The sequence below is a fragment of the Lentilactobacillus kefiri genome (assembly GCF_009739535.1).
Classification (GTDB): domain Bacteria; phylum Bacillota; class Bacilli; order Lactobacillales; family Lactobacillaceae; genus Lentilactobacillus; species Lentilactobacillus kefiri.
Window position 1 is genome coordinate 2,142,416 of the sequence record NZ_CP029971.1, and the last position, 12,128, is coordinate 2,154,543.

Below are 12,128 nucleotides of genomic sequence, written 5' to 3' on the forward strand. Positions count from 1 at the left end.
CAAGAGCAAATGTCACATTTTATGACATGTGCTCAATTATGAGTGTCCTTGAGCCATTCATTGACATCCTTTTCAACAGTTTTGAGAGTCTCCGGATGCTCAACAAGGTTATACCAATTTGGTTTAGGCTCGGTTTTGTTTCTAAACCAGGTTAATTGTCTTTTCGCATAATGCCTGGAATCCTTTTTGATCAATTCAATTGCCGCATCCAAGGTCATTTGGTGATCAAAGTATGGAAACAGTTCACGGTAGCCGATTCCTTTGCCGGATTGGAAGGCTTCCCCGCCGTTTTCATACAAAGACTTTGCCTCATCAATCAACCCCATCTTCACCATTTGATCAACTCGTTGATTGATTCGTTGATAAAGGATTGGCCGATCGGTGGTTAAGCCAATCACGTAAGCATCGTACTTGTTGCCAGTATTTTGCTGGTCGGAAAAAAGATGGCCGGTTTTTATGTAGACTTCCAGTGCCCGGATAACCCGGCGGACATTATTAACCGGAATTTTAGCGGCTGACTTGGGGTCAATCGTTTCAAGTCGTTGATGAAGTTCGGAATTTCCCTTTTCGTTTGCCTCAGCCATTAATTCTTGCCGCAATTGGTTATCCTGATACTGATCGCCGCCCAGTTCCAGACCGGACAAAAGTGCCTGAAGATAAAAGCCAGTCCCACCAACGACAATCGGTAACTTGCCTTCATGCTGAATATCCGTGATGAGTTTAGACGCCATGCTAACAAAATCAGCTACGGAAAATCTTTCATTGATCTGGCGAATGTTAATCAAGTGATGGGTAATGCCGTCCATTTCCGCTGGGGTGACCTTTGCCGTGCCAATATCCAGGCCCTTGTAAACCTGCATTGAGTCCCCGGAAATAATTTCTCCGTTAAACTGATGGGCAAGTTGAATCGACAGAGCCGTCTTTCCAACGGCCGTCGGTCCAACAATTGCCAAAACTTTGTTCATTCCAGGCCCCTCCCCATTTCTGTCCGCACTTGGATGGCTCGGGCAGGATAGTCGGTAATGATAGCTGCCATGTTCCGCTCGAAGCAATACTGCATGTCCTCAGTCGAATTAACGGTCCACGGACGTAGATTTTGGGCCGGAGCGAAAAATGGATGGCGTTTAAGCCAACGAATGTCAGGATGGAAATCAGCAATCATATGATCTTTCTTAAGGGCTTTGGCCTGCTTAGCGGCTGTTTTAAACAATTTTGCGCCGGCCAACTGAGGATCAAGCTGATTCAGAATTTCCAATGAATGGGCGTTAAAGCTCGAATAGATAAGCTGAAATGGGAAATCAACTGAAGCGAAGTAATTGAATACTGTTTCTTCAATACCCGGGTATTGAATTTTGTTGGTCTTTAACTCCAAATTAAAGATGCCGGTGAAATGATCTTTAATGAGCAGGTCAACGACTTCCTGTAAAGTTGGAACCGCTGTCCCTTTAAATTCTGGACTAAACCGAATCCCAGCATCCAGGTGTTTAATTTCAGCCAGGTTCTTGTCAACAATTCTACCAGAGCCGTTGGTTGTCCGATCGACTGTTTCATCATGCATGACGACCAACTGATTGTCTTTAGAAAAGTGGACATCGGTTTCAATCCCATCGGCACCTTCATCAATAGCGGTCTGAAAAGAAATTAAAGTATTTTCTGGACGGGTCCCTTTGCTGCCCCGGTGAGCAATAATTTTTGTGTCAATTTTCACGATAAACTCCTTTTGAGCGATTAATTAGTCAATTAACTAGATATCTTATAAAAAATAAAGCATAATGAAAGTATCAATGAATATTGGAGGGTTTAGATATGAAACATTTTACTAATGGGCTCATTGTTGGCGTCTTGGGAACTGTTGCTGCCGGCGTTGGTGCACTTCTGACATTCAAAAAGTCAGTTGTTGATCCAATTGAAGACGAAGAGCAAAAGTTCGAAGACAACCGTAAAAAGGCATTGCGTAAGAGCCGAGCCGCCCACCATGGATAATTCATTATCCATTTAATTTAAATCGAAATTAAAAAATAGGACTATCAACAAATTTGTTGATAGTCCTATTTTATCAATAATTACTCTTTTTTTCCTTACCATTCCAGCCTTGATACCCACTTTTTAAAATATAAAGGTCTTTATAACCCTTTTTGTTTAAAAAGAGAGCGGCTCGTTTGCTAATTGTTCGGCCTTGATCGTACATATAAACCGGTAGATCAGGACGAAGCTGAGAATAAAAGTTTTTAATTGTTGAGTAAGGCATGCTGCGGGCACCTAAAATGTGGCCATCTTTAAAATTCTTTTGTTCTCTCAAGTCAATGACTTGGGCTTTACGCATTCCATGTTGGAATTCGTCGTTTTTTAAATATGTAGCAGCCTTCTTGACACGCATGTTTTGGTAGACCGTATATCCACCCCATGCAATCAAGATAACTACTAAAATAATGGTCATAACAGTGTTTGCGTTTATTGCGCCAATTATCAACTAAAACATCCTTCTTTCTCTCTATTTTTGATTAATTTGTTGCTAATGGTTGGTTGTTTCTGAACTGAAGTGCCAAAGATGCAGCACCAATGACACCGGCATCATTTCCAAGTTGAGCCAACTTCAGGCGGGTTGAATCCCGAACTGATGGGAAGGCATTTTCCTGGAAGTATCTGGTTGTCGTTTGAAGCAAAGTGTTACCGGCATTTGAAACACCACCACCGATAATAATGTTTTCGGGGTTCATGGTATTTCCAATGTGTGAAAGAGCCAGTCCAAGGTATGAGCAAACTCGGTTAACAATCTGGTTTGCCAAAATATCACCATTGTCGGCCAAGAAGAACACCATCTTTGAGGACAAGCCTTCATCACCATCAATCAATTCCTTGATTCTTGAATGACCAGTGAAGGTCTTTGCCATATCTTTGGCGATATGAACAACCCCGGTTGCAGAAGCGTATTGCTCCAGGCAACCGCGCTTACCACAGGTACATTGATAACCGTTTGGAACAACCGTGATATGGCCAACTTCGCCGGCACCATTGTTAATTCCGTGGACTAATTTACCGTTGGCAATAACACCACCACCAACACCGGTACCCAAAGTAATGAAGACGACATCTTTTGCCTTGTCACCTGCACCTTTCCAGTATTCACCAAGTGCGGCACTGTTTGCATCATTATCAATCATGATTGGCAAATTGAGGTTTGCTGAGATTGTTGCACCAACCGGTTGCACGATATCCCAACCAAGGTTGTACGCACCAACAACGGTTCCCTTTTCACGATTAACTGCACCAGGAGTTCCCATGCCAATTCCATAAAAATCAGCAGCAGTAAAATCTTCTTTTCTCATTTGATCACTAATCGATTTAACCATATTAGGAACAATGTTACTTCCGTGTTCACTAATATCAGTTTTAATTCGCCACTTTGCAGTGATATTTCCCTTTGTATCAATAAATGCAAACTTTGTGGTGGTTCCACCTAAATCGATTCCAATTAATTTTTTAGCCAATGTACTTTCCCCTGCCTTCGTTTTTTTCTTCAATCCGATGTTCACGGTTTAAAATTAATTTTGCATGAATGAATTCATCTTGACTGATTAATTTGGCATCATGGAGATGATCTAATTCCAGCGCCATGACTTCAATATCCCAGAATCGTTTACCGACATATACATATATATCAAATCTTTTCAGCAACTGTTGAACATCATACAGCGTTTTCATTATCTCACATCCTAATGTAAATTTCTTTCAATTTTACAAAAATTAAAATTTTGCCCGCATACCTATTGTAAACAAAACGAAAGCGATTACAACCAGCATTATCAAAGAAATAATCCGTTTTACCTGACTTGTCTTTGAAAAAGCAACGCCGGTAACGTACGCAACAAGGAATCCACCGGCTAATCCGGCTAGATGACCGGCAATGTCAACACCCGAAACAAAAATATCGGTCACGATATTTAAGACAATAAATAACATGAAAGTTTTTGCCATCGAGACGATGACCGGGTTTTTAGAAAAGCTTTCACCTAACATCATAAAAGCACCAAAAAGGCCGAATATGGCGGTACTGGCTCCGGCAGACAAGCCCGCTGTAAAGGCAAAGCTTCCCAAGTTCCCTAATATGCCTGAAACAAAGAAGATGATCGCAAATCGCCAATGACCAAACAACTCCTCCACATATTGACCAATGAAATATAAAGTAATCCCGTTCATCAATATGTGGGTAAAGCCGATATGAATAAACATTGGTGTAATCAGCCGCCAATATTGACCAGCTCGGATTAATGGATTATATTTGGCTCCAAATTGAACCAGAGTCATGGGATTCTCAGTGCCGCCCATTACAGACATCAAGGCGAACACAATGACCATCACTCCGAGGAGTAGATATGTGACGTATGGTTTATCTCGTAAATTACTCATGAATCCTCCCAAGTGGCTGATTGTAAATGATCTTATTAACTTTAACATCAAAATCGTCCACGTTCCAAATTGGTTCGTCAAATAGCTGAACCGGGGTGGCGATCGCAATGCTTGTGCCATTAAATCCCTTTAAAAATCGATCATAAAATCCCCCACCATAACCGACTCGAAAATGGGTTTTAGAAAAGGCTAAGCCTGGCACCAACAAAGCATCCAACTGATTTTTTGCCAAAACGTTGCCGTTAACCGGCTCGATCGTGCCAAACTTTGTGGTCAGCATTTGAGTATCGTCTTCTAAGAGAACAAACTCCATCTGTCGATGGGGCAAAGTCCTGGGAACTGCGACGCGGATATTGTGTTCCAGTGCCCAATGGATAATTGGCTGAGTATCCAACTCGTCATCCATGCTAAGCGTAATGCCGACGGTCTTACTGTTAGCAAAGGTCGGATCAGCAAATAACGCGTTATATAAACGTGATATTTGTGGTTGATTTTTTGGATCGGTTAGAAAGTCATGTAGGCGGGCAATTTGCTCTGAGCGAACCTCAGACTTTGTTTTACTGCTATTAGACATGAATATCACCTGATTCATTTACCAAATTTTGAATAACTGTGACCGATGTATATAAAAAAGGTTTGGGTGTTTACCCAAGCCTTATTTGGTTTCTCGATGTAATGTTACTTTACGCTCGCGTGGGCAATACTTTTTAAGGGCCAAACGGTCAGGATTGTTTCGACGGTTTTTGCTGGATAAATAAGTCCGTTCGTGGCATTCAGTACATTCCATCGTAATGTGTACCCGCATGGAATACTACCTCCAAACATTTTATAAAGTAGCTGGTTTAATAGCCTCAACTTAAAATATTCTATCATCAATTCTCGTGAATTACTAGAATAGATTAACAATGGTTAAGTAGTTTTACTTAACGGTTGAAGTTGATTGAACGGTTTTCCAGTAGGCTGAATAGATTTGCTTAGCAAGCTGCATGTTGTTACTTTCGGCGTTCACACCCAGGTTAGGCATTGCCAAAGCAACGACAACTTGAGGATGTGTTGATGGTGCGTATGAAGCTAAACTTAAAGTAACGGTTTCGTTGCCGTTATAGAATGTTTGAGCAGTACCGGTTTTTGCAGAAATTTCAGGTTTGATTGTATCGAGTTCACCACCGGTCTTATAGGTGTTGGATCCATGAACAACTCGATATAATCCGGTTTTGACGACGTCTCTTTGGGCTTTCGTCATGTCAATATGATTAAGGACCTTTGGCATAACAGTGGCTTTGACTGTCCCCAATTTACCATCCTTGCTGGTTCCTCTAATTGCTTGAACAACGTGAGGCTCAATTCGGTTACCACCATTGGCAATTGTTGACATGTACTGAGCAATTTGCATTGTGGTATAGGCATCATAGTTACCAAATGACAGATCCAAAGCACTTCCGATGTGTTTCTCACCACTGGCACCTTTTAATCCGGTAGATTCACCAGGAATATCAACCCCTGTCTTCACACCCAGACCAAATTGATTGAAGTATCCGCGCATGGTATTGAAGACGCTTGGCTTCATTGTTAAGGCACCACCTTCAACATAGTTGAAGTGGCCCTCCTTCATAGCCAACTGCATCATATATGAGTTAGATGATACTTGAAGCGCATCACTTGCATCAACGGAAATGTTTGCATGACCACTGTGGTTAAACCATGAAGATTTCTTTACCCCACCGGTCGTGATTGGTTGATCGGTCAGCGTACTATTAGTTGGGGTGATAACGTGATCCATTAAAGCACCTGATACCATGGCACCCTTTACAACAGATCCCATAACAATTGAACTGTTAATGGTTCCTAAAACATTATCAGTAATTTTGGAAGTCTTAGGATTCCGATCAACACCAGCCATTCCAATAATGGCACCATTGTTAGGATTCATGACAACCGCATACGTACCGGTAGAATTACCGCCGGCACCGGATTCAGCAGAGTGAACCAACGATTGAAGCTGTTTTTGGAACTTGGCATTGATAGTCAATTGAAGGTTGTCACCTTTTTGACCGCCATACTTTTTAATCTCTTTTTTAATTTGATTATCACTGTTCAAAACAATTTGAGTCTGTGATTTGGTTCCACGAAGAACTGGCTCATACTGGCGTTCCAAATAGCTTTGACCAACACTGTCGTTTCGTGAATAACCCTGAGCAAGCAATTCATTTACTCGATCACTTGGAAGACCAGACTTTTCATTAGAGACTGTTCCGGTAACTCCTTGAATTGCCCGGCCATTTGGATAGTTTCGACTCCAGCTGGTACCAACGTTTACTCCAGGCATATCCGCCAGATGTTCACCAACCATGGCAACTTCTTTGGTAGAAACGTGGTCATCTTTAATGTTCACCGTAGAGAGTTGATAGGCACTGCTCATTTTAGCGAAAATCGTAGCTGCATTTTTGGTAGCTGCTGAAAATGTAGATGCAGGATACTTTTCTACTTTATCAACGGCCTTATTGTATTTTGCATCGACAGAATAACCGCTGATTCCAGGAATTGATTTTTCAACCTTGGCCAAATTATCTTGATCGGACAAATAATAGTCGGCCAATTGTCGGTGCGTCAGACTACTCGTTGGAACCGTCACGTACTGTGACAGCTTGTTTGCGGTTTTGTACATATCTGACGTAAGAACGTTAACGCCCTTTGTATAAATAATTGCTTGGTGCGCTGAGTTTCCTACCAGCACATGCCCTGTTGAATCAAAAATCATTCCACGCTGCACATTGCCATTTACGACCGAGGTATCAGACCGATTAACTTCGGCTTTAAATTTCGATCCGTACATAACTTGCAAATATGCCAGTTGGGTCAATAATGCAACAAATAAAATACCGACAACGATAAAAATGATGTTTATTCGAAAGGGAAGTGATGCTGCCTTACCACTGTTTTTCTTCTTGGTTCTTTTCTTAAAAATTTTCACAATATTAACTCCTTGCCATGAAACTTATTCTATCAAATTTTACAACTAAAAACTACAACCGGTGGCCAATCTTTAACTTATTATGATATTCTATAGGTTGTTAATCACTTTTAAAAAGGATGTAGATTATGAAATCAAAGAAGACAACCACAATTTCCATATTAGTCCTGTGCTTTTTAGTACCGGTCTTAATTTCCACAAGTTATTTTATTTTTCGGCATTTTGCCCCATTTGGAAACTCCTCAGTGATGACTGTCGATCTTGGTCAACAGTACATTGATTTTTACACGAGCTTCCATGATACCTTATTACATAGTCCAAGCGGCTTTTTGTTCTCATTCTCTAAGGCACTTGGTGGTGACATGATGGGAACCTGGGCTTACTACTTAATGAGTCCACTTAACCTGATTATGTTACTGTTCCCACTGTCAAAATTGCCGAGTGTGTTGGCAATTATCACAATCCTGAAATATGGATTGGCCGGATTGAGTTTTGGCTACTTTTTAATGAAGGTTACCAAACGCAGCAGCTGGGCAATTATTGGTTTCGCAACTTCCTATTCAATGATGGGTTGGATGGTTGCCAACCAATTTAACATGCTTTGGACGGACGTCTTGTTTGTCCTCCCAATGATCTTGTTTGGCCTGTTTAAGATCTTGAAGAATCAGTCAAGCGCGCTTTACATCGTGAGTTTAACGGCCATGTTGATTATGAATTACTATATGTCTTACATGATCGCAATTTTCCTAACCCTCTTCATATTCATTTATTGGGCAGCTAAGGCCCTTCCGGTTGAAAATCAAACATCTACAAAGGCCGTTTTAAAATGGCTGAAAACGTCCATTTTAAGTGGTATTTTGGCCGCCTGGATTCTTATCCCGACATTCTTCTCATTATTAGGAAGTAAAACCCAATATTCCAAAGGTCAATATAAAATTAAATTTGAATACAACCCTTTGGATATGCTCGGCAAGTTCTTTAATGGTTCGGTTAACTTTAACGAACTGCCTGCAGGAACTGCCAACGTGTTTGTCGCCAGTGTGATCCTCATTTTATTCGTCTATTACTTCTTTATCCCAACCATTAAGCGAAACGTCAAGATTGCCAATCTTTCCTTAACTGCTTTCATGATTTTATCAATGTGCTTCCAGCCTTTGGATTTGTTCTGGCACGGAATGCAGTTACCAGTTTGGTATACTTTCCGTTTCTCATACTTGTTCTCATTCTGGATGATATTTACCGCCTTTCAAGCCTTCCTGCATATTTTGGATGAGGGTATCAACTGGAAAGGATACCTGGTAACAGCCGGAATCATGGCTTTAGGTGTCCTCTACGTTGAACTGCGATGGAAACATCTTGAGTACATGCGACACTTTGATTTTCTTTGGGGATGTGTTTACTTGGTAGTCTCCTTAGGAATCGTCGTATTCTTGGGAATCTACCGAAAGAACATTGTTTTGGCAATGACTCTTGCAATATTAATGAGTGGTGAAATGGCACTCAATATGGTGACATCACTTAACCATCTGGATTATTTAAAAGCCAGCAATTACACCTCATTTGAGCGGATCATGCGAAAGCATGTTGACAAGATTAAGCAAAAAGATAAAGGCTTCTACCGATTGGGAACCACGTTCTCGAGAACTAAGAACGATGCCTTTACCGGTAATTACAATGGTGGATCGATTTTCTCATCAACCTTGGAGTCGGATACATCACAATTCTTCAAGAATATTGGTCAGCCTAACGGAGATTCATTTGTTCTTTATTCAAACGGAACCATGTTTACCGACTCATTATTGAATATGAAATATTACATGAGTCACCAGATTCCTGAAACAAATCCTAATAAGAAGCCGAAAAAGCAGTTGCTGACAACCTTGACCAGAAAGCCTGATTACAACAACTACAACCTCTTGGCACAAGATTCATTAATTGGAACTTACCGTAATCCATACGCCGTTCCAATTGGGTTCCTTTCTCCAATGTCCGGTATGAAGCACAATGAAATTGATAAAAGTCCAATTACCTATCAAAACAACATTGCTCATCGGTTGGATCCAAATATTCATAAGTTGTTTGAACCGGCAAAATACACCGACATTCGATACAACAACATTCAGCCAATTTCCAAATTGAACAATGCCGTATTAAAGAAAAAGAATCTATTGGAAATGTCCTACATTATCTTCACCGTTCCAATTGAGAAAAATACGTCTTACTACATGACGTTAGGAACCGAGATTAACAAAGGCAACATTTCAATCTCAGTTGATGGCCAAGCTCAAACTCAGTTCACCCCTTCTGAGAAGACAATTATTGCCAACATTGCTACTGGTACAACGATCAACACCACTGCCAATGTTCAGATATTTGTTAATAAGAACAACGCCCTCTTACAGGATGTTAAGCTTTATAAAGTTCATAACTCAAAGATTGCCAAGTTCTCAAAAGATTTGAATTCAAAACCATATAAAGTCACAAAATGGAATAACCACCAATTAACTGGTACGGTTAACGTCAAATCAAATAATCAGTCTTTGACAACGACAATTCCATTTGAGCACGGCTGGACAGCTAAGGTTGATGGCAAGACCGTTCAACCTAAGCGCTGGGCAAAGATGTTCACTTATATTCCAATCAGTAAAGGCCATCACAAGGTTGTATTTACCTACTGGCCTGAAGGAATCAAAGCCGGGCTCATCATTACAGCGTTTGGCCTTGCGTTCATTGGTACGGAATTCGTGCTGAAACGACGTAAAAGAAATCAAAATCAAAGCTCTGAGAATCCGCAAGAAAGTAAATAGAAATTAAAAAGGATTGGAAATCGAGGTTCTTCGTCAACTGTTGTTGGTGAACAAAATATTGGAGTTCTAATCACTTGGTGATTAGGGCTCTTTTTGTATGAACTCGAAAAGCGAACAGCACTCTTAGCCGGAATCTGAAGAAGTTTCGGTAACCAAATCCAGTGCGCTTAATGACTTTAATCTTGTTGTTTGAACCTTCTAAGGGCCCGTTGGTGTAGTGGTGGGTGAAAGTGTTGCCAATTTCATCATGATGAGCCGCCAAGGTTTGGAGGGCTGCCAACATCTCTTCCGAGCACCCCTGCAGGTGGTGAAAGGCTTGATTATAGTTGGGCCAGTCGCGGTTTTTGATGGTTTCACGTAACCAATTCATCACGTCGTAAGTTTGCTTGAGCTCGGGATCAATGTCCAGTAAAGCATCAACCACATCCGTGGCAGTTGCCGGATAAGGGAAGTTTGTCCACTTGCGGAAAGCCTCGTAGTTAAGGTGATTGGCCGGCGTTAATAATAGTTTCCAATAGCGTTTCAAGGCGTGATACTGGCGCGAGGAAGTGGCCAGGGTTTTCATGAGACGCACTCGCGTCTTGTTAAAAGCCCGGTTTAAAGCGTTAACTAAGTGAAAAGGATCAATAACAACGATGGCGTTCGGGAAGATCTGCCCAACCAATTTGGGATAGGTATAGTTCATATCGGTGACGATAATTTTCACATTTTCTCGTGCGGCTTGGTCATAATGCTGGAAATACTTTTGAAGCTGATAGATGGTTCTAAAGGGCAATAGGTCAATTAATTCGTGGGTTTCGGCGTCCATAAATTCAAAGCTCATCGCGTCGGTGGCACTCTTAGTGCTTTTAACTTCGTCCATGAGGAGAACTTTGGGTAAGTAGTGCCAGTTGGTTTTAAAGTCCCGTTCAGCCCGTAAGAGCTGCCGACCAACGAATGAATCCGAAGTGGACAATTCATTGGCAATGTGTTTGAGGCTCACTGGTTCCGTTAACTTCTCTAAACATTGTTTCCGGGTTGTATTTGAAATCGTGCAGTGCTTCGGCACTGCACTCGTCTGCGCCAGGAAGTTGGTATGACAAGCCTTACAGTGAAAGTTTCGCCGATTGAGGCATAGGATAACCGTGCTGCCCAATGTTTTAGCGAATCTAATGGTGGTCCTTCGCCAACCATAGCCAATGATCTGGTGATCATTAATAACCCCACAGTTGCGGCAAGCCTTGGGGGAATAGTTCAGCGACCCGTTTAATCGGATCACCCCATCATCACCTATTTTGCCATTCTCAATTTTTAAGTGTTTATCATCTATTCCTAACAACATTTTCGTAGTATCATTTGACATAGGGCATTTCCTTCTTTCTCTAAAATCTTCGTGGTTGTTGGTTTTGATGAACGGACAGGAAATGTCCGCTTTTTTATTCTAATGAAAAACAAAAAATCTGTCATCAGTAATAGATAAAAATCTATTACCAACAACAGATATTGTAGAGCCGAAATCGAAATGATTTCCAATCCTTTTTTTCTAACAAATTTTTATTTATCAAGTTCGCCATTTGGAGTATAGGTGTAAACGACATTTTCTGGATCCTTGTCAGGCACAAAATCAACTTTTAAATCAAACCCAATAAAGAACCAACGGTCATTCTCATCAACGAAGTACGTAATTCCATCTTTCTTGGTTTCAGCATACGTTTCACCAGGAGTATCATCACGGGTTAATGCTAATGAAAATCCTTCATGAACAGGCGTTTTGCCATAAACTTTTCCATAGAATCGAACACCATTTCCTTCGCCAAGTCCCATCTCGGACTGGAACCATTTGCTTGCAGATTCAGTTACCTCAATTTTCATTGTTTTGCCACACTCCTCAGATCTCTACTTGTATTCGCTTACATTCGATTATAACATCATTGCCGAATTTCACAAACGATATGAAAATTAAA

At 41.1% G+C, this 12,128-nt stretch carries 13 protein-coding genes; 2 read left to right on the forward strand and 11 right to left on the reverse strand.

Features of this window, described 5'->3' with window-relative positions; translation table 11 throughout:
* Positions 1–32 precede the first annotated feature (32 nt).
* Positions 33–965 (reverse strand): tRNA (adenosine(37)-N6)-dimethylallyltransferase MiaA, encoded by a 933-nt coding sequence (miaA, locus tag DNL43_RS10195; protein WP_057962222.1) that lies wholly within the window; start codon positions 963–965, stop codon positions 33–35.
* Positions 962–1,708, reverse strand: coding sequence for a glycerophosphodiester phosphodiesterase (locus DNL43_RS10200; protein ID WP_057962221.1), 747 nt, complete (start codon positions 1,706–1,708; stop codon positions 962–964). The genes miaA and DNL43_RS10200 overlap by 4 nt, the downstream gene beginning before the upstream one ends.
* 98 nt (positions 1,709–1,806) lie before the next feature.
* Here DNL43_RS10200 and DNL43_RS10205 point away from each other — a divergent pair, with 98 nt between their 5' ends.
* Positions 1,807–1,983 (forward strand): DUF3042 family protein, encoded by a 177-nt coding sequence (locus DNL43_RS10205; protein WP_095344914.1) that lies wholly within the window; start codon positions 1,807–1,809, stop codon positions 1,981–1,983.
* Between the two features lie 73 nt (positions 1,984–2,056).
* On the opposite strand, the gene DNL43_RS10210 is transcribed toward DNL43_RS10205, so the two are convergent.
* The 7 genes from DNL43_RS10210 to DNL43_RS10240 all read right to left on the reverse strand — a co-directional run bounded on the left by DNL43_RS10210 (position 2,057) and on the right by DNL43_RS10240 (position 7,378).
* A complete protein-coding gene (locus tag DNL43_RS10210; protein ID WP_057962239.1) occupies positions 2,057–2,437 on the reverse strand; it encodes a rhodanese-like domain-containing protein in 381 nt (126 codons plus the stop codon).
* A 64-nt stretch (positions 2,438–2,501) separates the two neighbouring features.
* Complete coding sequence (locus DNL43_RS10215) at positions 2,502–3,488, reverse strand: ROK family glucokinase (RefSeq protein ID WP_057962220.1); 987 nt, start codon at positions 3,486–3,488, stop codon at positions 2,502–2,504.
* A complete protein-coding gene (locus tag DNL43_RS10220; RefSeq protein WP_054769821.1) occupies positions 3,481–3,702 on the reverse strand; it encodes a YqgQ family protein in 222 nt (73 codons plus the stop codon). Before DNL43_RS10220 ends, DNL43_RS10215 begins: the two co-directional genes overlap by 8 nt.
* A gap of 42 nt (positions 3,703–3,744) precedes the next feature.
* Positions 3,745–4,407: a rhomboid family intramembrane serine protease gene (locus tag DNL43_RS10225; protein WP_095344915.1), complete on the reverse strand. Its 663-nt coding sequence runs from the start codon at positions 4,405–4,407 to the stop codon at positions 3,745–3,747.
* The gene (locus DNL43_RS10230; protein WP_057962218.1) at positions 4,400–4,981 is read right to left on the reverse strand and encodes a 5-formyltetrahydrofolate cyclo-ligase; all 582 of its coding nucleotides are present in this window, start codon (positions 4,979–4,981) and stop codon (positions 4,400–4,402) included. The genes DNL43_RS10225 and DNL43_RS10230 overlap by 8 nt, the downstream gene beginning before the upstream one ends.
* A gap of 81 nt (positions 4,982–5,062) precedes the next feature.
* Positions 5,063–5,212 carry a 50S ribosomal protein L33 gene (gene rpmG, locus DNL43_RS10235; RefSeq protein WP_095344916.1) on the reverse strand — a complete coding sequence of 50 codons (150 nt, stop codon included), beginning with the start codon at positions 5,210–5,212 and terminating at the stop codon, positions 5,063–5,065.
* Positions 5,213–5,326: 114 nt separating this feature from the next.
* Positions 5,327–7,378 carry a peptidoglycan D,D-transpeptidase FtsI family protein gene (locus DNL43_RS10240; protein ID WP_057962217.1) on the reverse strand — a complete coding sequence of 684 codons (2,052 nt, stop codon included), beginning with the start codon at positions 7,376–7,378 and terminating at the stop codon, positions 5,327–5,329.
* 128 nt (positions 7,379–7,506) lie between these two features.
* Between DNL43_RS10240 and DNL43_RS10245 the strand changes: the two genes are divergently transcribed.
* Entirely contained in the window at positions 7,507–10,185 is a 2,679-nt protein-coding gene (locus tag DNL43_RS10245) for a YfhO family protein (RefSeq protein WP_054769822.1), read from the forward strand.
* Positions 10,186–10,255: 70 nt separating this feature from the next.
* Here DNL43_RS10245 and DNL43_RS10250 read toward each other — a convergent pair whose 3' ends face one another.
* The gene (locus DNL43_RS10250; protein ID WP_054769919.1) at positions 10,256–11,527 is read right to left on the reverse strand and encodes an ISL3 family transposase; all 1,272 of its coding nucleotides are present in this window, start codon (positions 11,525–11,527) and stop codon (positions 10,256–10,258) included.
* A gap of 191 nt (positions 11,528–11,718) precedes the next feature.
* Positions 11,719–12,036: a HesB/YadR/YfhF family protein gene (locus tag DNL43_RS10255; RefSeq protein WP_056981270.1), complete on the reverse strand. Its 318-nt coding sequence runs from the start codon at positions 12,034–12,036 to the stop codon at positions 11,719–11,721.
* Positions 12,037–12,128: the final 92 nt, after the last annotated feature.